Origin of the sequence: Zobellia alginiliquefaciens, assembly GCF_029323795.1 — a bacterium.
Classification (GTDB): domain Bacteria; phylum Bacteroidota; class Bacteroidia; order Flavobacteriales; family Flavobacteriaceae; genus Zobellia; species Zobellia alginiliquefaciens.
Window position 1 is genome coordinate 702,883 of the sequence record NZ_CP119758.1, and the last position, 19,239, is coordinate 722,121.

Annotated in this window: 21 protein-coding genes; 7 read left to right on the top strand and 14 right to left on the bottom strand. The window is 37.5% G+C overall.

The window, feature by feature from the left end; genetic code table 11:
* Nucleotides 1-16 precede the first annotated feature (16 nt).
* The 10 genes from P0077_RS02910 to P0077_RS02955 form a co-directional block, all read right to left on the bottom strand.
* A complete protein-coding gene (locus P0077_RS02910; protein ID WP_276167670.1) occupies nt 17-1,180 on the bottom strand; it encodes a sigma-54-dependent transcriptional regulator in 1,164 nt (387 codons plus the stop codon).
* 13 nt (nt 1,181-1,193) lie between these two features.
* Complete coding sequence (locus P0077_RS02915; protein ID WP_276167671.1) at nt 1,194-2,090, bottom strand: DUF6268 family outer membrane beta-barrel protein; 897 nt, start codon at nt 2,088-2,090, stop codon at nt 1,194-1,196.
* Entirely contained in the window at nt 2,062-2,997 is a 936-nt protein-coding gene (locus tag P0077_RS02920) for a mechanosensitive ion channel family protein (RefSeq protein WP_276167672.1), read from the bottom strand. The genes P0077_RS02915 and P0077_RS02920 overlap by 29 nt, the downstream gene beginning before the upstream one ends.
* A gap of 2 nt (nt 2,998-2,999) precedes the next feature.
* On the bottom strand, nt 3,000-4,328 hold the full coding sequence (locus P0077_RS02925) for an ABC transporter permease (RefSeq protein WP_276167673.1): 1,329 nt from the start codon (nt 4,326-4,328) through the stop codon (nt 3,000-3,002).
* Nucleotides 4,321-5,256 (bottom strand): ABC transporter ATP-binding protein, encoded by a 936-nt coding sequence (locus P0077_RS02930; protein ID WP_276167674.1) that lies wholly within the window; start codon nt 5,254-5,256, stop codon nt 4,321-4,323. Before P0077_RS02930 ends, P0077_RS02925 begins: the two co-directional genes overlap by 8 nt.
* Nucleotides 5,257-5,441: 185 nt before the next feature.
* Nucleotides 5,442-6,578, bottom strand: a complete 1,137-nt coding sequence (gene dnaJ, locus P0077_RS02935) for a molecular chaperone DnaJ (RefSeq protein ID WP_276167675.1) — start codon at nt 6,576-6,578, stop codon at nt 5,442-5,444.
* A gap of 9 nt (nt 6,579-6,587) precedes the next feature.
* Entirely contained in the window at nt 6,588-7,133 is a 546-nt protein-coding gene (locus P0077_RS02940; RefSeq protein ID WP_276167676.1) for a nucleotide exchange factor GrpE, read from the bottom strand.
* A gap of 207 nt (nt 7,134-7,340) precedes the next feature.
* Nucleotides 7,341-8,306, bottom strand: a complete 966-nt coding sequence (locus P0077_RS02945; RefSeq protein WP_276167677.1) for a TIGR01777 family oxidoreductase — start codon at nt 8,304-8,306, stop codon at nt 7,341-7,343.
* A 127-nt stretch (nt 8,307-8,433) separates the two neighbouring features.
* Nucleotides 8,434-9,093 (bottom strand): tRNA (5-methylaminomethyl-2-thiouridine)(34)-methyltransferase MnmC2, encoded by a 660-nt coding sequence (mnmC2, locus tag P0077_RS02950; protein WP_276167678.1) that lies wholly within the window; start codon nt 9,091-9,093, stop codon nt 8,434-8,436.
* A gap of 1 nt (nt 9,094) precedes the next feature.
* Nucleotides 9,095-9,601, bottom strand: coding sequence for a DUF4920 domain-containing protein (locus P0077_RS02955; protein WP_276167679.1), 507 nt, complete (start codon nt 9,599-9,601; stop codon nt 9,095-9,097).
* A 106-nt stretch (nt 9,602-9,707) separates the two neighbouring features.
* Here P0077_RS02955 and P0077_RS02960 point away from each other — a divergent pair, with 106 nt between their 5' ends.
* Nucleotides 9,708-10,772 carry a branched-chain amino acid aminotransferase gene (locus P0077_RS02960; RefSeq protein ID WP_276167680.1) on the top strand — a complete coding sequence of 355 codons (1,065 nt, stop codon included), beginning with the start codon at nt 9,708-9,710 and terminating at the stop codon, nt 10,770-10,772.
* Between the two features lie 90 nt (nt 10,773-10,862).
* Here P0077_RS02960 and P0077_RS02965 read toward each other — a convergent pair whose 3' ends face one another.
* Nucleotides 10,863-11,249 (bottom strand): nucleoside triphosphate pyrophosphohydrolase family protein, encoded by a 387-nt coding sequence (locus P0077_RS02965; protein WP_276167681.1) that lies wholly within the window; start codon nt 11,247-11,249, stop codon nt 10,863-10,865.
* 372 nt (nt 11,250-11,621) lie between these two features.
* Between P0077_RS02965 and P0077_RS02975 the strand changes: the two genes are divergently transcribed.
* From P0077_RS02975 to P0077_RS02995, 5 genes are all read left to right on the top strand, one after another.
* On the top strand, nt 11,622-11,801 hold the full coding sequence (locus P0077_RS02975) for a hypothetical protein (protein WP_276167683.1): 180 nt from the start codon (nt 11,622-11,624) through the stop codon (nt 11,799-11,801).
* Between the two features lie 56 nt (nt 11,802-11,857).
* The gene (gene crcB, locus P0077_RS02980) at nt 11,858-12,229 is read left to right on the top strand and encodes a fluoride efflux transporter CrcB (RefSeq protein ID WP_276167684.1); all 372 of its coding nucleotides are present in this window, start codon (nt 11,858-11,860) and stop codon (nt 12,227-12,229) included.
* Between the two features lie 286 nt (nt 12,230-12,515).
* Nucleotides 12,516-12,854 carry a P-II family nitrogen regulator gene (locus P0077_RS02985; protein WP_194524417.1) on the top strand — a complete coding sequence of 113 codons (339 nt, stop codon included), beginning with the start codon at nt 12,516-12,518 and terminating at the stop codon, nt 12,852-12,854.
* Nucleotides 12,855-12,883: 29 nt separating this feature from the next.
* Nucleotides 12,884-14,116, top strand: a complete 1,233-nt coding sequence (locus P0077_RS02990; protein ID WP_276167685.1) for an ammonium transporter — start codon at nt 12,884-12,886, stop codon at nt 14,114-14,116.
* Nucleotides 14,117-14,230: 114 nt separating this feature from the next.
* Nucleotides 14,231-15,295 carry a porin gene (locus tag P0077_RS02995; RefSeq protein ID WP_276167686.1) on the top strand — a complete coding sequence of 355 codons (1,065 nt, stop codon included), beginning with the start codon at nt 14,231-14,233 and terminating at the stop codon, nt 15,293-15,295.
* An 83-nt stretch (nt 15,296-15,378) separates the two neighbouring features.
* On the opposite strand, the gene P0077_RS03000 is transcribed toward P0077_RS02995, so the two are convergent.
* Nucleotides 15,379-16,029 (bottom strand): DUF1684 domain-containing protein, encoded by a 651-nt coding sequence (locus P0077_RS03000; protein WP_276167687.1) that lies wholly within the window; start codon nt 16,027-16,029, stop codon nt 15,379-15,381.
* A gap of 84 nt (nt 16,030-16,113) precedes the next feature.
* On the opposite strand from P0077_RS03000, the gene P0077_RS03005 reads away from it, so the two are divergent.
* Nucleotides 16,114-16,854 carry a DJ-1/PfpI family protein gene (locus P0077_RS03005; RefSeq protein WP_276167688.1) on the top strand — a complete coding sequence of 247 codons (741 nt, stop codon included), beginning with the start codon at nt 16,114-16,116 and terminating at the stop codon, nt 16,852-16,854.
* A 7-nt stretch (nt 16,855-16,861) separates the two neighbouring features.
* Here P0077_RS03005 and P0077_RS03010 read toward each other — a convergent pair whose 3' ends face one another.
* Entirely contained in the window at nt 16,862-18,274 is a 1,413-nt protein-coding gene (locus tag P0077_RS03010) for an alpha/beta hydrolase family protein (protein ID WP_276167689.1), read from the bottom strand.
* A 90-nt stretch (nt 18,275-18,364) separates the two neighbouring features.
* The gene (locus P0077_RS03015) at nt 18,365-19,189 is read right to left on the bottom strand and encodes a mechanosensitive ion channel family protein (protein WP_276167690.1); all 825 of its coding nucleotides are present in this window, start codon (nt 19,187-19,189) and stop codon (nt 18,365-18,367) included.
* Nucleotides 19,190-19,239 lie beyond the last annotated feature (50 nt).

Below are 19,239 nucleotides of genomic sequence, written 5' to 3' on the forward strand. Positions count from 1 at the left end.
ATAAAAAGAATGCGATTTACTTACTGGCAAAAAGCTTTACATCTTCCTCTGCCACTTCCTTTCCCCCTAAAATAATTAAACGCTCAACTACGTTTCTGAGTTCTCTAATATTTCCCGTCCAATCATAACTTTTTAAAAGCTTGATGGCTTTCGCCGAAAACGTCTTGGGAGCAATACCTTGTTCCGAAGCTATCTTTTTGGCAAAGTGCTCTATCAACAACGGAATATCGTCGCGTCTATCATTTAAAGCCGGAACCTGTATTAGTATTACTGCCAACCTATGATACAGATCCTCACGGAAATTACCTTCTTCTATTTCCTTTTTTAAATTTTTGTTGGTTGCCGCAATTACACGCACATCTACTTTAATATCCTTATCCGTACCCACACGCGAAATCTTACTTTCCTGTAGCGCCCGTAATACTTTTGCTTGAGCAGATAGGCTCATATCACCTATTTCATCTAAAAAAATAGTTCCTTTATTAGCTGCTTCAAACTTACCTGCGCGATCTCTTACTGCAGAAGTAAAGGCCCCTTTAACATGACCAAAAAGTTCACTTTCTATTAATTCTGATGGGATTGCCGCACAATTCACCTCAATAAAAGGAGCGGCACTTCGCTGGCTTTTCTCATGAACCCAATGTGCCACCAACTCTTTACCGGTACCGTTTGACCCCGTAATAAGCACACGAGCATCTGTAGGCGCAACTTTTTCTATCATATCTTTTATGATGGTAATCTCTTTGCTATTACCTATCATCTCATAATTCTTGCTCACCTTTTTCTTCAGCTTCTTGTTCTCAACAACAAGCACCTTACGGTCTACCGCGTTGCGAACCGTTGTCAACAACCTATTTAAATCCGGTGGTTTTGAAATATAATCAAATGCACCAAGGCGCATGGTATTTACAGCCGTATCTAAATCTCCGTGACCGGAAATCATTATAAACGGAGTCTCCGGTTTAATTTTACGGGCAGCTTCAAGCACTTCTACACCGTCCATTTTTGGCATTTTTATATCGCAAAGCACAAGATCATAATCATTGTTCTTGACCGCCTCTAAGCCTTTGAGACCATCTTCCGCTTCTTCTAACTGATAACTATCGCTTTCTTCGGAAAGAATTTTGACCAGTACGCGTCTAATTGCTGCTTCGTCTTCAATTACCAGTATTTTAGGCATAGCATTTTAATTTTTAAAGTCCTATTCTAAATCCAGTTCTAAAATAGAAACTAGGATTGTCATTTAATGTAAAAATATCATTTCTATCGTCATCTCTCAAAACTCCATCTTGAAAAACCGTGTGTCCGGCATAAGCATAAACAAATGTACTCTTTGCTAGTTTAAATTGATATCCTAAAGTAACCAGGGCTGCGGACGATGATACGGACGAAGCACTAATTGTATTGGGCAGTACAATGTTATTCTGCAAATTCACATAATAGCCATCAAAGATAAACTCGGTCTGAAACTGATGCCTCTCTTTTAGATGGTATTTCATTCCTGTTTTAGGTATACCCACAACAAAACTCCAACTTTTATGAAAGCGTTGCTCATAATAGAAAATAGGTATTGGTATACGAAGAGCCACGGTAGAATTATAAGCGAGCCCCAATACCATTATACTTGGCTTTTCTACATTTTTTTTCTCTTTTAGAAAACCGATTGTTGAGTTCACCGAAAAATCACCATTTTCCAAAGGTCTTTCCAATGTGGATGACAACCTAGGTGTTACAACACCAATAAAGCGCCATTTAGGATTAAATTTCCATACATAGGCCATATTAAAATCTACCACATGAAACTGCTTGAGACCTGCATTACTAAATGGGAGCTCTTTTTCCAAATTATAGGCCAAACGGTTATATTCCGCTCCAATAACCAAGTTATTAGAATCCTTAACTTTTATAGGAACATTTACCAATAGCTTTATTCTAGATAGCTCTGCATCAGAATTGTTTCTAGGCATCATCATATACTCTAACCTAACCACATCTGGCGTTTGACTAAAACCTATGAAGGACCACAAAAGAAAAAAGATAATACGGGCACTATATGTTCTACTATTCACCCTGCTTCGCTTCACTATCATTTGCATTACTATGTTGAAACGGCTTTTGCTGAATAATATGTATATCTCTTTGCGGAAAAGGTATAGAAATATTGTTCTTTCTAAACTCCGCATCTATTTTATAACGCATTTCGCTTTTAATTTTGGGGTCGGTAAAACTATCTGTGATGAAAAAATTAAGGGAAAATAATAAAGCCGAGTCCCCAAAATCCTCAAAAATCACAAATGGTTTTGGGCTCTTCAATACGCCATTTTGGTGTTCGGCAATATCTTCTAAAATCTTTGTCGCTAAATTAACATCGCTTCCATAGGCTATACCGATTTTAACCTGTTCCCTAGTAGTTTTATGATTTTGTGTATAATTGAATATTATATCGCTAATAAACTTATGATTAGGAATAATAATGACTTTATCGTCTCTGGTAATGGCTCTGGTGGTCCTTAGTTTAATTTCGAATACCTTTCCTACTTTACCGTCCACTTCAATAATATCCCCAACATGAAGCGACTTATCCACAATTATAAAGATACCGCCGATAACATCTTGAAAGAGTTCCTGAAGTGCTAAACCTAAACCGACAAAAAGAGCAGCCGAAGCCGTAAGAAGCAGTGTTATGTCAATACCCGCTGCACTCATCGTCAAAAGAATGACGACCATATAGACCACATATCTAATAAACTTAAAGACACTAATGAATTTAAGCTGATCTTCACTGGCCATGCGTCTCGTTATGAGCTTACGAAACCAGTTTAGCACTACACCGGTCAATAAAAAAGCAACCGTGAGTAGCAGTAAGAGACCAATGGTAATATTTATGGTATTCTCTCCTTCGCCATATTTAAGCCCCAGATTAAGAAAATCCTTAATTCCTCCCCAAATATCTTCTTCTATTATTTCCTCAACTTTACTTTGTGTATCCTGTATCATGCTCAATATCTTAACCATTTGAACAATTCTTTATATGTGGGTTTCTTACCATACATAAGAATACCTACCCTATAAATTTTGGCTGCCAGCCAAACGATACCTATAAAAGTAATGATTAATAGAATAATAGATGTTGCCAACTCCCAAATGGGCACACCACCTTCACCAATGCCACCGGGCAAACGCATAAGCATAACAATTGGCGAGGTTAACGGAAACAACGAAAAACCAACCGCAATAGGACCATGAGGATTGCTAAAAACCGAAAAGAAACCCACATAAATAGCCAACATCAGAGGCAAAATTATAGGAAATATAAATTGCTGAGTATCTGTTTCGTTATCTACCGCCGCACCTATTGCCGCATAAATTGAGCTATAAATTAGATATCCCAATACAAAGTAAATGAGAAAAAAGGTAATCAGCATTACCCATGGTATCTTAAAAAGTTCTTGTGCATACAACTGCATGGTCTGATCTACAGATGGTAATCCAGGTCCCATTGCCGGGGTGATTGAAGCACCTCTATTCATGGCAGAAGGGTCAATATCAAAAACAGCGAACGATATCAACAAAAGAATACTTGCCGAAACGATCCAAATAGCAAATTGGGTGATTCCCGCCAATGAGGTCCCAATAATTTTTCCCAACATTAGTTGAAATGGCTTGACCGAGGAAATAATCACCTCTATTATTCTACTGGTCTTTTCCTCTATGACACTACGCATAACAAAACCACCATAAATAATGATGAACATCATGATCAAATAGCCAAAACCTCCACCAATAAATGCTTTTATTTCATTGATGCCCTTTAGATTGGTCTCCCCGGAAAAGGTAGCTGTTTTCATCTCAAAATCAGTGTCCATCTTTGCAAAATCAGCAGCTGTGATTCCCATTTGGTGCAATCGCTCCTGGCGCAGTCGTTCTTGAATGGTGTTTTCCAAACGCTCAACTACCTGTGTAGGTGGAGTATCTTTTGTATAGAAGAAAGAATTCTCGGTTACGGCTTTTAAACTAGTACCGTTGGGTATATGTAAAAGACCGTCAAAACCCAAACTAGCAATAGAGTCTTTTGCCTCCTCTAAAGTAACATCAACAAAATCAACAAATGATGTGGATTCACTAGGTACAAAGTCATTTGAAAAATAATCACTTTCATTCAGTATACCAATGACCCTAGATTCATTATCGTTCACTTTGGCCAAATATGCTACAAGCACCACCATAGCCACCATAAGAATAGGACTCAAAAATGTCATTATAACAAACGACTTATTTCGCACCTTGGCCAAATATTCCCTTTTTATAATAAGCGATAATTTATTCATCTACGCTTTTACTTTGTACTGTTTGTATAAAAATTTCACTAGTAGACGGAACGGTCTCTACAAATTGATTAACATTCGCTTTTGACGCCAAATAAGTCAACACCTCCCGTGAATCGCTAGTAGGTAGTTGAAGGGTAAGGTTCAACTGATTATCCTCTGGATCAAAAAGTGACGTATTTATGGTGAATTTATCCGTTAGCTCTTTTAAAAGCACATCTGCATTCTCTGTCTGTAGGCCGACTTTGAAAATATTATTTTTATATGCTTTCTTAATATCGGATAACTTACCGTCCAATATTTTTTCAGAGCGATGAATTAATGCAATATACTCACATAGCTCTTCTACAGATTCCATTCTATGGGTAGAAAATATAATTGAAGTTCCATTCTCTTTAAGTTTGAGAATTTCATCTTTTATAATATTGGCATTAATGGGATCAAACCCACTGAAGGGTTCGTCAAAAATCAAAAGTTTTGGTTCATGCAAAACAGTTACTATAAACTGTATTTTTTGCGCCATACCCTTTGAGAGTTCTTGAATTTTTTTATTCCACCAGTCGCCTATTTCTAAACGCTCAAACCAAAATTTTAAACGTTTTTTTGCTTCAGTTTTGGACAACCCTTTTAATTGTGCCAAATAAAGGGCCTGCTCCCCCACCTTCATACTCTTATAAAGACCACGCTCTTCCGGAAGATACCCAATTTGGGCAACATGCTCCGCTCTTAAAGGTTCCCCATCAAACAGGACCTCTCCTTTATCTGGATATGTAATTTGATTTATAATACGAATAAGTGTAGTCTTTCCTGCCCCGTTTGGACCAAGCAGTCCGTAAATACTATTTTTAGGAATCTCTAGTGAAACTTTATCTAGAGCTGTATATTCTCCAAATTGTTTGGTGACCTCCTTAGTGACCAAAATGTTATTCATGAAAGCAATTTTGTCAAAGATAGTTTTTTGTCTTCACAAGACATTGCCAATATATCCTTAAAAACAAAACCCACCCTTAAGCAAATAAGGATGGGAAAAAAATTGCTATGAAAAAGAAAATTAATATTGGTAATCCAATATTAAATCAAATATACGTTTTTTATTTAAAATGTAATGAACTTGAACTATGAGAACATATCCTTTACTTTTTCAAAGAAAGACTTATCAGATTTCTCAGGTTTTGGCTCAAAGTTTTCATTGTTCTGCATTCGCTCAAAAAACTCTTTTTGTTCTTTATTTAACTCTTTTGGAGTCCAAACGTTTACGTGAACCAGTAAATCTCCACTACCATAACCGTTAATGCTAGAGATACCTTTTCCTCTTAAGCGTAATATCTTACCGGACTGAATACCAGATTCTAATTTAATACGCACTTTGCCACCAACGGCATCAATTTCTTTAGAGGTACCTAATACAGCTTCGGAGAAGCTAATGTATAAATCATAATGAAGATTATCACCTTCACGTTTTAAGGTTTCATGGTCTATTGTTTCAATAGCTACCAATAAATCTCCTGGCACTCCGTTACCGGGAGCATCATTTCCTTTATTAGGCACTTTTAACTGCATACCATCTTCTACCCCTGCAGGAATATTAATAGCTACGGTTTCTTCAGAAACTTTCAGTCCTTGTGCATCTGCATCACTAGGTTTTTTATCTAAAACCTGTCCACTACCGCCACAAGTACTACAGGTAGCTGCGGTCTGCATACGGCCTAGAATCGTATTGGTAATCTTAGTTACCTGTCCTCTACCTCCACAAGTGGCACATGTTGTATATGTTACACCGGGAGCTTGAATTTTTCTCCTGACCTTTATTTTTTTCTCAACGCCATTAGCAACCTCTTCCAGAGTCAGTTTTACGCGAATACGTAAATTACTTCCCTTAACTCTTCGCTGGCCTCCGCCGCCAAAACCTCCTCCGCCAAAACCACTGAAGCCGCCACCTCCGCCACCGCCAAAGGCACTGCCGAAAATGTCTCCAAACTGACTGAAGATATCATCCATATTCATTCCGCCTCCGCCGAAACCGCCAGAACCGTCAAAAGCGCCATGACCAAACTGATCATAACGTGCTTTTTTGTCAGGATTACTTAAAACTTCATACGCTTCCGCAGATTTTTTAAATAATTCTTCAGCCTTGGAATCGCCAGGATTTTTATCTGGATGATGCTCCAATGCCTTTTTTCTATAGGCTTTCTTTATCTCCGCTGCGCTGGCACTCTTGCTAATGCCAAGTATTTCATAATAATCTTCCTTCATTCTTGATTTTTAGTTTCCTACAACCACTTTTGGATGACGAATGATCTTATCGCCAAGCTTAAATCCTTTTTCAACTACATCAACAATTTTGCCCTTTAGTTTTTTGCTAGGGGCCGGTATTTGTGTAATAGCTTCGTGTATATCGGCATCAAAAACATCACCTGCTTCTGCACCTACTTCTTCCAATCCCTTATTCTTTAGGGTTTCTCGAAATTTAACACGGATAAGCTCTACACCTTTGAACATTTCTTTGTCCTCTGATTTAGCCATTTCCTTTAAAGCACGCTCAAAATCATCTAAAACCGGCAACATAGAAACCATAATTTCTTGTCCTGCCGTTTTAAACAACTCCATACGCTCTTTTGAAGTTCTTCTTTTGAAGTTTTCGAACTCAGCAAACAACCTAAGAAATTTATCCTTTTCCTTAGCAAGGTCTTCCCTTAGCTGTTCTTCTACGCTTAATTCTTCTTGCTCTATATTGTTTTCAGAGGTTGTCTCGGTTTGGTCTTGGTCCAATACCTCATCAAACTCTTCTGTGTTTTGTTTATCGCTCATTTGTGATACAATTTGAATTCTCGTGTTTAGCTTGGCAAAAGTACTGCCATTTCTTTAAAAATGTCAAAATGTCATTAAAAAAAGAAGCTATAGTTTACCCTTGGTCAATTCACAAATAGCAATGCGATAGATTACTAACCTTATTCACACAAAAAACACCTGTAAGTTGCAGGTGTTCTATAGATTACGTTAAATATTGTTTTTGATTTATGAAAGATACTCCTTAGACAATGCTCCCAAGCTAGAGGGCTCTATACACTCCTTACTCTTATAAATAGCTTCTAAGGCCACACAAACATTTGGATACACAAAATTAAACCCTTCTTCTTCTATTTTTTTACAACTTACACGCTGGCTCGCAAAAAGCAAATAAGACATTTTGCCCAAAATAATCTTCATTACCACTTTTGGTATATTGGGCAGTATAACGGGTCTATCAAGAACCTTGGCTATTTCTTTTACAAGCTTAGTATTGGTAACAGGGTTAGGCCCCACTCCATTATACACTCCTTCTAAATTATGCGCCACAATAAACACAAAAATGCGTGCTAAATCTGAAATATGAACCCAAGATTGCCATTGTTGACCACTACCAAAGGCCGCGCCAACATAATTTTTAATCGGTTTTGCCATTTCTGGAAGCGCACCACCTTTACACGACATTACCAAACCTATTCGCACCTTGGCGACGTTAAACCCAAAACTTTTGAATTTATCCGTTTCATTCTCCCAGATTTTCACCACTTCCCCTAAAAAACTATCGTCCACCTCAGTTTCATCCTCGGTATAAAAATTGCTTAGGGAATCTGGATATCTACCTATGGCCGATGCCGAAACAAAAGAAGTAATCCCTTTAGAATCTACTTTATTTAAAGCAGTGTGCAATGTTCGCAAGGAATTAACCCTACTGGAAATAATTTTCTTTTTATAACTAGAAGTCCACCTTTTAGAAATAGTAGCTCCCGCCAAATTTATAATAGCAGAAACTCCGTTAAAGCACTCTAAATCGATCTCGCCTTTATTCGGATTCCAATAATAACCTTGAAATTTGGGCTCTGAAGTAATTTTACTTTTCCTCGTAGTAAGGTAATTTACAGCAATATCATTTTTATGACATTGCTCTACAATCGCACTGCCTACTAGACCTGTTGCCCCTGTAATCAGTATTCTCATAATCCAAAGATAGAGCATTTGCAAACTAGCTGACTATCATTTAATTCGGATTTAACACTAATACGCTGCAATATGTTAAGAAATGCCGATAATCCGTTTTTTATTAACTTTTCTTTACAACAAAAAACTACTTTCTAGCCCGCAACATCTCTCTTTTTCCAGGAGGACCTGGTAAACGTTCCACCTCAAAACCAACGGCTAACATGGCTCTTCTTACACTTCCCTTTGCCGCGTAAGTTACCAGAACACCATCTTTTTTCATAGCACGATACATTATAGAAAAGATTTCTTCCGTCCATAATTCCGGTTGAACGCGCGCTCCAAAAGCATCAAAATAAACAAGGTCAAAACTATTTTCATCCGTAATCTCAGCAAAAAATTTCTTTTCTTTTCTCAAGACGAAATCATCTGAAATCTGGATATCACTTTCCCACGGAGAGCTATGCATTTTTTGGAAATCACTAGTAAACACCTCAGCTTTTAATTCTGAAATATAATTTAGCTGTTCTAGCTCTTCGTTAGAAACAGGATAAGCCTCCACACCCCTATACCCAACTTTGGTGGAATTCTTTTTGGACTCAATATACGTAATGAGCGTATTGAGCCCGGTACCGAAACCTATTTCCAGAATATTTACATCTCTACCAGAAAAAAGAGAAAGGCCATGTTTAATGAATACGTGATACGCTTCTTGTACCGCTCCATGTTTTGAGTGGTACTGCTCGTCCCAATCAGAAATCTGAATAGTCTTTGAACCATCTCCGGTGGTAATAATCTTTCTCTCCAAACTATTTATTTTCTATCAAAACTCCGTCCGCTTCAAAACCGTATGTTTTCTTGGGCTCGGTTATTTTAGCAATTTCAGATTCCGTTTTGCCACCATCTTTGGCATAGTGCTTCTGATCTTCCACACTCATAAATTCTACAAAAGCATACCCGTTTACAATGACTTCTTTTCCAGTAATATCACTTGGCATAAAAAACCCATAATCCTTAAAACGCACCATAGCCTCCTGACCATCGCCCAACTGCAACTTCATCCAACAACCCTTAACTTTACAAACATCTGTTACCACGGCCCTGAACTTTGTACGAAGTGTATCTTGCACCGCCAAATCACTAAATTTACGAGTCATTTCAACATCGGTTATGGCACTGTCCGCCGCTATATCCCCACCTATAACTTGATAGTCTACACCATCATAAGTTACCTTTTGGGTTTCCTGCCCTCTACAGGCAAAAACCACCATAAAAACCACCATAAAAACCGCAAGTAAATTGTTAAATAGACGCATTTCCGATAAAAATTAGATAAGTACTGCAAAACTGGTCATTTTTCAACGAAAAAAGAAGAACAGATAAGGATAAATCGTTAATTTTAATCCTTTAATTCAAAAAGTTATGAACTCGACCATGCAAAAAATCAGCATCGAAAAGGTAAAAGAATCAAAGATTGAACAAGTAGACTTCAACAATCTCGCTTTTGGGAGTGTATTTACCGATCATATGCTGGTCTGTGACTATAAAAATGGCGCTTGGGAAACTCCAAAAGTAGTTCCCTACCAACCCATTAGCCTTGACCCTTCCGCTAAAATATTCCATTATGGGCAATCTATTTTTGAAGGAATGAAAGCTTATAAAGACACAGATGAAAAAGTATGGCTTTTTAGACCGTTGGAAAATCACAAACGATTCAACATCTCTGCAAAGCGTATGTCAATTCCAGAAATTCCAGAAGAATTTTTCATGGAAGGTTTAAAGACTTTGTTAGAGGTAGAAGATAAATGGATTCCTCAGACCGAAGGGAGCTCTATGTATATTAGACCATTTATGTTTGCATCGGGCAACGGTTTTCATGCCTCACCTGCCAATGCCTATAAATTTATGATCTGCCTTGCACCATCCGGTGCATATTTTTCAGGTAAGGTAAAAGTTCTCATTGAAGAAAAATATTCCCGTTCGGCCAACGGTGGTGTGGGATACGCAAAAACAGGTGGTAATTACGCCGGCCAATTCTACCCTACTCAGTTAGCTGTAGAAAAAGGTTACAACCAAGTTATTTGGACAGATGACCACAACCATGAATACATTGAGGAAGCCGGTGCCATGAATATTTTTATTCGTATTAATGATACCCTGATTACGGGCCCTACGAGTGACCGTATATTAGATGGTATAACGCGAAAAAGTATTTTACAGCTTGCAGAGAAAAAAGGCATTGCGACCGAAGTTCGAAAAATTACCGTTACCGAAGTTGTTGAAGCCGCCAAAAACGGAAGCCTTAAAGAAATGTTCGGAGCAGGTACCGCCGCAGTTGTTTCACCTATTTCCGCTTTTGGTTACAGAGGTGTAGATTATGATTTGCCAGAACTAGAGAACAGCTATGCTTCTCAAATAAAGAAGGATATTACAGACATCCAATACAACCGCTCCGAAGACCCATTTGGATGGCGAGTTGGCCTATAAAATGCATTTACATTTTAGTAGGATACATATTAAAGGATACAAAAACGGTCGCTAAATTTAGCGACCGTTTTTTATATAGTATATTCTAAACTATCCTTTTAAAATCTCCGAAATATTAGGTTTAAAGTAATTAGGCCCCTTCAACACCTTACCGTCCTCACGATAAATAGGCTTACCATCTGCACCCAACTTACTCATATTACTACGTTGTATTTCATTAAAGACTTCTTCTATCTTATGCTGCATACCATGCTCAAGTATAGTTCCACATAATATGTAAAGCATATCGCCCAAGGCATCTGCTACCTCCACTAGGTCATCATTTTTTGCAGCCTCTAAATATTCATTATTCTCTTCGTCCATTAAATTAAAACGAAGCAAATTCTTGGCTTCTCCTAAATCTGCTCGCATAGTTTGGGACACCCCAAGTCCAAATGAGTTATGAAAGAGTTCTACGGCACTTATTTTGTTTTTCATTTATAGTTGTATTGATTTAGAAATAGTTTCTGCCAATAATAGCGTAATTTTGCACAAAAATAAAGAATATGTTCACCACCGGACAAATCGTTTTTGCCGCACTTTTTGCTATTTGTTTTATCGTTATTATATTTTTATCCTACAAAAAAGACAAAAAACTACATGCAAAAAACTACAAAGGGGTGAAATGGGTAGGACTTTTGTTCATAGTCTTCGTAATTATCCTACTTTTTATTAAGCATTTCCTTAAAAATTAAGATAAATTTTAAAGTCTTTGTAAAAACGTCATTTTACACGACTAAATTTAATTTCTTCCCGTATAACATAACAATAAGCGTAATTTTGCGTTATGTATTCCAAAGGGGTAAAATCATGATGACTTTTTTCACAATACTTTTAATTTTGATCGGTGCAAATGCCTTGTTTATGGTATTTAGCCTAAGCGGCATATCTAATGAAGGAAAAAAATCTGAAGAGAATGCTACTAAAAATGCATCATCCAAGATTCTCTCGTTAAATAACATTTCTTCTAAATACAAGAAGGCCGTTTAACAAGTATCCGCAGAAAGCACTACCACGCTGACAAATTATTTACGTAATTTGCGCAGATGAAACAATTGTTACTTGTATTCTTTGGAGGTGGCATAGGTAGCATACTTCGCTATCTAGTTTCTAAATCCCTTAACAATCATTTTCAACATTTCTTTTTAGGCACGTTTTTAGTCAACGTCATTGGCTGTTTATTGATTGGATTTATTTTAGGCCTTTCAATTAAAACGAATTACCTGTCCCAGAACCAAACGCTTTTATTCGCAACAGGTTTTTGCGGAGGCTTCACTACATTTTCTACATTTGCTTTTGAAAAACACTCACTTCTGACTTCAGGAGAATTTATAGGTTTCTTTACCTATCTAATAGCGAGTATAGTGGTTGGCATCCTAGCGGTTGCCTTAGGGCTTTATCTTTCCAGACTACTATAAAGTCTACATTTACCTTTTTCACAATCTATCAAAACTTCAACATTTTAAGTCCACAACTTAAAATAATCTAACCTTATGGCATTTTTTGCCCGTTTTTTTCAATTTTCCATCAGATTATCTGATTTCCAATCAGGGAAAAATACATTTTCCATTAATTTAATTAAGATACCCTAAAAAAATAGGGGGTATAATTCCTATAAATATAAAAATTACCACATACACCCCAAATTTTTTAGGGTGTTAATTATTTTAACATACATTTGTTTCTCTAATTAATACAATTATTATGAAACAAATCGAGGCAATCATTAGAAAATCGAAGTTTGATGACGTAAAAAAGGCGTTACATCAAATTGAGGTCAACTTCTTTAGTTACTGGGATGTAACAGGGGTTGGAAACGAAAAACAAGGTCACGTCTATAGAGGAATCTCTTACAGCACAAGTGACATTCAAAGAAGATACCTATCTATAGTGGTATCCGATGAATTTGTACAGCGTACCGTTGACACCATTCTTGAAGCGGCATATACCGGTAATGTAGGAGATGGAAAAATATTTGTTTCAGAAATTCTGGACGCATATAGAATACGAACGAAAGAAAGCGGACAAGCTGGAATCAACTAAAAAAAACCAATAACTAAACTTTATATAAAATGGACGCAGGATTATTTACAGCAAATAACGTTTGGATGATGTTGGCTACCGCCTTGGTATTCTTCATGCATACAGGCTTCGCCTTTTTAGAAATTGGCCTTACCAGACAAAAAAATACAATAAACATATTATTTAAGAACATCTTTATTATAACAGGTGGTCTTTTACTTTACTATGCGTGGGGCTTTAACATGATGTACCCTGGCTTTGAAGAAGGGTCTTCAGGAATATTCGGTTTTGCCGGTTTTGGTATAGCAGCTCCAGAAGGAGGAATGACACCAGACTACGCAGATGGTGGTTACACATGGTGGACAGACTTCTTGTTCCAAGGAATGTTCGCAGCAACAGCAGCGACTATCGTATCCGGTGCAGTTGCAGAACGTATTAAAATTGGTGCTTTCATGATATTCACAGTAATCTATGTAGGTCTTGTTTATCCTATAGTAGGTGCTTGGAAATGGGGTGGCGGTTTCTTGGACTCATGGGGTTTTTATGATTTCGCAGGTTCTACTTTAGTTCACTCCGTAGGAGGTTGGGCAGCGTTAGTAGCTATCTTCTTATTAGGGTCTCGTATCGGTAAGTTTGATGAAAACGGTAAACCTAAAGCAATACCAGGTCATAACATTCCATTGGCAACTGCAGGTGTTCTTATCCTTTGGTTAGGATGGTTCGGTTTCAACGGTGGTTCTGTACTATCAGCTGACCCAGAATTAACTTCTTTAGTATTGGTAACTACAAGTTTAGCCGCTGCTGCTGGTGGTTTTGGAGCTTTTATCCTATCTACCATATTATATAAGAACTTAGATTTAACCATGTTCCTTAATGGTATCCTTGGTGGTCTAGTAGGTATTACAGCTGGAGCTGACCTAATGTCTCCTAACGAAGCTATAGTTATTGGTTTCTTAGCCGGTCTTATTATTGTGTTAGGTGTAGCGTTAATTGACAAACTAAAATTAGATGACCCTGTTGGTGCGGTTACAGTTCACTTGATTTGTGGTATCTGGGGAACTTTAGCGGTAGGTATATTCGGTTCAAAAGCCGGTGGTGAGCAATTTATGGTTCAACTATACGGAGTGCTGATCGTAGGTGCCTTCTGTGTGATTTGTACTTTCATTATCCTTGGAGCCCTAAAAGCGGTAATGGGACTTAGAGTAAGCAAAGAAGAAGAGATCGAAGGTCTTGATATTCATGAGCACGGTATGGATGCATACCCAGATTTCATAAACGACTAAGTATATTAATTAGAAACGGAGCGTTTTGCCGAACGCTCCGTTATATAACACTTTCAAAATCTTAACAGGTTTTAATTCAACCATCCCAAACAGGGATAACTAAACAAAATTAAAATGAAAGCGATTACAAATACAAAATACGTAAAAAATCTATTTTTCCTAGCCATATTACTTTTCTCCGCAACAGTTGTTGTTGCACAGGAAGATGAGGAAGAAAGTTCTAAATTTTCATTTAGCGGTTCAATCGATGCGTATTACAGAGCAAATTTAAACGCTCCCAACGGAGCAGATGCTCAAGCTCCAGGAAGTTCATTTGCAAACTTACCAGGTTTTGCTTTAGGTATGGCCAATGTTATTGGTGCTTACGAAGGTGAAAAAGTAGGTTTTGTAGCTGATTTAGTTTTTGGCCCAAGAGGAACGGATGCCATTTTTGCTTCTCCAATGTATTCTTCTACCGGAAACATCGTTAACCAATTGTATGCTTACTGGAATGTAAGTGATGCCGTAACCTTAACTTTTGGTAACTTCAATACTTTCTTAGGTTACGAGGTTATATCACCAGTTGCCAACTTTAACTATAGTACTTCTTACTTGTTCTCTTACGGTCCGTTTTCACACACGGGATTAAAAGCTGATTTTGCTCTATCTGATGATTTCAGCTTAATGTTAGCGGTAATGAACCCAACTGACCTTACAGAGTTCAACCCAACAGGACAGTACGCTTGGGGAGCTCAATTAGGCTACAGTGGTCAATATTTGAACCTTTTAATTGATAACGGTTCTTACGAAGTAGATTTCACTGGTGGCTTTGACCTTTCTGATACTTTCTTCCTAGGATTGAACGCCGCTTATTTTGACGGAGACGAGGAGGATGGTGTTGGTAGCTTTGCAGGTCTTGCAGTTTACCCACAGTTGGCAACTTCTGATACTTTTTCTATAGGTCTAAGAGGTGAGTATTTTGCTGAAACTGATTTCTTTGGAGCAGTTGGTGGAACTGATGCTGACGGAGATGCAAGCGTATTTGCTGTAACCCTAACAGGTAGTGCTACTATTGGTGACTTGATCATCAAGCCAGAATTAAGATTAGATAGCGCTTCAGAAGAAGTATTCATTGACAATGATGGAAACCCAATGGGAGGTCTTTCTTCTTTTGTGTTGGCTGCGGTCTACTCTTTCTAAAAAAGAATTATAATGGTTAAGTGTTTATAATTTAAGTTAAGCTAATTCAAGTAAAGACCCCAACGTTAATCCGTTGGGGTTTTTCAGTTTTTATTAGGCTCAAAAGCTTTTACCCCTGCAAGTATCTCTGTATCTAAATTATTTACACTAGGCACAATAGGGCACGAAAACTTTTTATTATAAGCACAATATGGGTTGTACGCCGTATTAAAGTCAATAACTATAGTATCTCCGTCAGGTATGGTTAAATCTATGTACCTACCACCTGTATAGGTCTGTTTTCCGTTGGTATCATCTGTAAAAGGTAGAAACAGATAATCCCTATATTTCTCTTGCTGCATCAATTCTTTATTTTGATATACCTCTAGCTTTCTGTTTTTACCATTAAGCGTAAAATGGGCAATACCATAAACCGTTTCCTCTGAAGAATCACCTGTAGTACTTGGCATTAAAAAAGGTAATGCTTCAGGTGTACGAACAAACTTAGCCGTAACTACATACGTGGTGTCCGGAGGAAAGAAGTCCAATGACTCAAAATCCTTACGATATCTATCCGGTAACGGCGAAGTTTCCGGATCTTTAAACTCCTCATTTTTTTCCTTTTGATAATCTAAAATAGCTTGTAACGCGCTGGTTTCGGCAACTATCTCTTTTTCATCTGGCGGATCATGATATTTTTTATCAGTTTTACAACTTAAAAACGTGAAGAAAAAAATCAAAATAAGAACTCGCATATAGTCAATTTTTATCACAAAAATACAACTTAAAGTGATTCCTCTTCACCAACCCATTGTACATTGCAACCTTAAATATAAAAAATGAATAAACTTTACCTAATACTACTCGCCCTAAGCCTTTTCTTTTCGTGCAACCTACCAAAAGAGCAACCAAAATCCACATACAATTCAAAAAGAACATTACCTGAAATTTCACCTGACCGCTACAATGTAGCCTTTTTAATTATGAATGGAACTTTCAATACGGAACTTACAGCTCCATATGATATTTTTCAGCATACCAAGTTTCGAAAAAACATTAAGGCCATGAATACATTTACGGTTGCCAACACTTTAGAACCCATTACTACTTTTGAAGGCCTACGCCTATTACCGGATTTTGATTACACCAAAGATGACCTACCTCCTATAGATATTTTAGTCGTACCTAGTGCAGAACATCATTTAGATACCGATTTAAAAGATACTGCTATGCTAGACTTTGTCCGAAAAATAGATAGTTCCGCTTTATTCATGACCAGCCATTGTGATGGCGCATTTGTCTTGGCGAAAGCCGGTGTTCTTAATAACAAAGTATCCACCACATTCCCTAGTGATATTGACACCTACAAAAAAATGTTCCCTAAACTACAAGTAGCAGATAGTGTACTATTTGTTCACGATGGAAAATATATAACTTCAGCAGGAGGTGCCAAAAGTTTTGAAGCTTCCCTTTACCTCTGCGAATATTTATATGGAAAAGAAGTAGCGGACTCCCTAGCCAGAGGCTTGGTTATAGACTGGAGCCTAGAACAAACTCCCCACTTAACTATAGATCAATAATGATTATTCATTCTTCAATGATGGTATACCTGGCTTCCTTTAGGTATTTCTCTACCAACTCATTAAACTCGGGAGTAATTCGTAACAAAGCCGTATTTTCCAATGCATAAAGCTCACCGCGGTTAGTATACCCCTTTTTCAAAAGTTCTTCCAAGTAAAAAAGGGCTGTTCCGTAATCATCCGTTTTGGCCGTGTATGATATTATCTTAAGATAACTATCAAAATTATCCGGCTCTATAATCGTTTTCAGCATCCATAAAAAATTTAGGGCCTCGCCATCAACAGGACTTTCCCCACTAAGCAAGTCAACATTATCATCAACTAGAGCTTTGAGATAACCTTCCAAACGTTTACCCATTTTTTGCTGAAGTATTTCTGGGCTTTTTCTGTATTTCTGAAGCTCTTCCATCTGGTATTTCCACCATCCTAAATTGTTGTAGTTATACGTAATTATATCTTCCTCCAGATAATAATTGAATTCATCTTTTATTAAACCTTCTTTTAAAGCAAGGGTATTTTGAGTTCTATTCTTTGTTCTATATAGTCGACTTTTTTTCAACGACTTTCTACTCGCCTTTATTGAATCCAAAGACATATACGGCTGATATATCTCTAACATTTCTCCCAACCAATCTTCCGCCAACAACGGCTTGTTTGCGGCATACAAACTGTTTACCTTAACAAAATCCTCATTGTAGCTCGCATTTACATAGGCTTCGTCACGAGGCATATACCCTTTTGCCATAGCTGCTAAAGTCAAAAGCTTAAGTGCTTTACTAAGATTTTCAGTTTTTGGCCACTCATGCCCTCCGTCAAATACCAATAATTGATTAGGGAATTTCATTCTACTCAGTACCTTTTCCACCGTCCTCATTTCAGAATAACTAAAATCCTCATCCCCTACCACACCTATATAATGAAACGGATTCCTACTGGTAAGAACCTCAAAATTCGCCACTGCGGCACCACAAGCTATCACCCCCTCTACACCCTTTATAAAAGTGGGAATCAATGTAGAAAACCTTCCGCCCGCAGAAAATCCACTAGTGTAAATACCATTTTTTCTAATAGGGAGCATAGTGGTTACGGTATTCAACATTCTACTTGTAATGACAATATTTTTAGCAATAGACAAGGTGTCACTAATATTGTTTGAAGCCGCAAGGATATAGCCCTGTTCCTCCGCGGCAGCACTATACATTGCCAATGCCTGCCTACCCTTACCGTTCATATCAAAAACGAATACCACAGGCCATGCTTTTGAAACATCAAATTTTTTAGGGAGGTATAGCGAGAAGGTTTCAGCAATTGTATCGTTTACCACAAGGGAATCAATTACTACACCTTTTTTTAAGGTGATGTTTTGAGCAGAACCCATAAACGCAGCACTAAAGGCCAGTAACAATAATATTTTTTTCATAAAAATTGAATCATCAAAAATCTAGCCAAAAGAAAGGTGATAAAAGATTTTTGCTAGCTGTAGGCATCATTGGAATAGAGAAAGATATTCCTACTCCCCTATTTTTCCTATTTCCACCCCTTCTGAGTATGCCACCTTAATATCATGGGCACTAAAGGCCTTTTTGATAGATTTGTTGGCATTAAAGGTTACTTCCCAAAAATCATCCGGTAATACAAATGGCCGTACTATCAACTGTACGTTATGTGAATCAAAATCTAAAATCCCGATTTCAGGAGTAGGTTCCGGCAGTATTTTTTCAACTTCTTTTAAGGCATCTCTTAAAACCTGTTTTACTTTTGGAAAGCTTTCTTCATAAGGCATGGTTACCTCTAATTCCAACCTGATCATTCCTTTTTCTGAATAGTTGGTCACCACGGATTCTGTTATCATTGAATTAGGAATAATCAATATTTTATTACCGGGTGTAAGGACATCTGTACTAAAAATGCCAATTTCTACTACTCTACCGAACTTATCATCTACCTGAATCCAATCACTGACCTTAAAAGGTTTTAGCGTCAATATTAAAATACCCGAAGCAAAATTACCCAAGCTACCCTGCAAGGCCATACCAACGGCAAAAGCAGCTGCAGCCAATATCGCAAAAAGTCCGGTAAGATCCGCCCCCAGAACCGTAGCGATCACAAAAAGAACCGTTCCTTTAAGCAATACCCCTACTATAGAAGATAAAAACGGACGTAATGTTTCCGAAAACCCGGTTTTCTCCAAGGCTTTTCTAACAAGTTCAACTATTTTCTTGGCAAGCTTAAAGCCAATCCACAAAATGAGACCAGCTAAGAAAATTCTAGGTATATAGAAAACCGCCTTATCTATGGCAATCTGGGCGTACTCATTTATTTTATCCAAGTTCATGAATTAAAATTAATAATTAGAGAGCGTACTCCTACAGAAAATTTATGATT

Coding starts and splice junctions, on each gene's coding strand:
- P0077_RS02910 (WP_276167670.1), bottom strand. CDS start 1,180: ATGCCTAAAATACTGGTAATTGAAGACGAAGCAGCAATTAGACGCGTA.
- P0077_RS02915 (WP_276167671.1), bottom strand. CDS start 2,090: ATGATAGTGAAGCGAAGCAGGGTGAATAGTAGAACATATAGTGCCCGT.
- P0077_RS02920 (WP_276167672.1), bottom strand. CDS start 2,997: ATGATACAGGATACACAAAGTAAAGTTGAGGAAATAATAGAAGAAGAT.
- P0077_RS02925 (WP_276167673.1), bottom strand. CDS start 4,328: ATGAATAAATTATCGCTTATTATAAAAAGGGAATATTTGGCCAAGGTG.
- P0077_RS02930 (WP_276167674.1), bottom strand. CDS start 5,256: ATGAATAACATTTTGGTCACTAAGGAGGTCACCAAACAATTTGGAGAA.
- dnaJ (WP_276167675.1), bottom strand. CDS start 6,578: ATGAAGGAAGATTATTATGAAATACTTGGCATTAGCAAGAGTGCCAGC.
- P0077_RS02940 (WP_276167676.1), bottom strand. CDS start 7,133: ATGAGCGATAAACAAAACACAGAAGAGTTTGATGAGGTATTGGACCAA.
- P0077_RS02945 (WP_276167677.1), bottom strand. CDS start 8,306: ATGAGAATACTGATTACAGGGGCAACAGGTCTAGTAGGCAGTGCGATT.
- P0077_RS02955 (WP_276167679.1), bottom strand. CDS start 9,601: ATGCGTCTATTTAACAATTTACTTGCGGTTTTTATGGTGGTTTTTATG.
- P0077_RS02960 (WP_276167680.1), top strand. CDS start 9,708: ATGAACTCGACCATGCAAAAAATCAGCATCGAAAAGGTAAAAGAATCA.
- P0077_RS02965 (WP_276167681.1), bottom strand. CDS start 11,249: ATGAAAAACAAAATAAGTGCCGTAGAACTCTTTCATAACTCATTTGGA.
- P0077_RS02975 (WP_276167683.1), top strand. CDS start 11,622: ATGATGACTTTTTTCACAATACTTTTAATTTTGATCGGTGCAAATGCC.
- crcB (WP_276167684.1), top strand. CDS start 11,858: ATGAAACAATTGTTACTTGTATTCTTTGGAGGTGGCATAGGTAGCATA.
- P0077_RS02985 (WP_194524417.1), top strand. CDS start 12,516: ATGAAACAAATCGAGGCAATCATTAGAAAATCGAAGTTTGATGACGTA.
- P0077_RS02990 (WP_276167685.1), top strand. CDS start 12,884: ATGGACGCAGGATTATTTACAGCAAATAACGTTTGGATGATGTTGGCT.
- P0077_RS02995 (WP_276167686.1), top strand. CDS start 14,231: ATGAAAGCGATTACAAATACAAAATACGTAAAAAATCTATTTTTCCTA.
- P0077_RS03000 (WP_276167687.1), bottom strand. CDS start 16,029: ATGCGAGTTCTTATTTTGATTTTTTTCTTCACGTTTTTAAGTTGTAAA.
- P0077_RS03005 (WP_276167688.1), top strand. CDS start 16,114: ATGAATAAACTTTACCTAATACTACTCGCCCTAAGCCTTTTCTTTTCG.
- P0077_RS03010 (WP_276167689.1), bottom strand. CDS start 18,274: ATGAAAAAAATATTATTGTTACTGGCCTTTAGTGCTGCGTTTATGGGT.
- P0077_RS03015 (WP_276167690.1), bottom strand. CDS start 19,189: ATGAACTTGGATAAAATAAATGAGTACGCCCAGATTGCCATAGATAAG.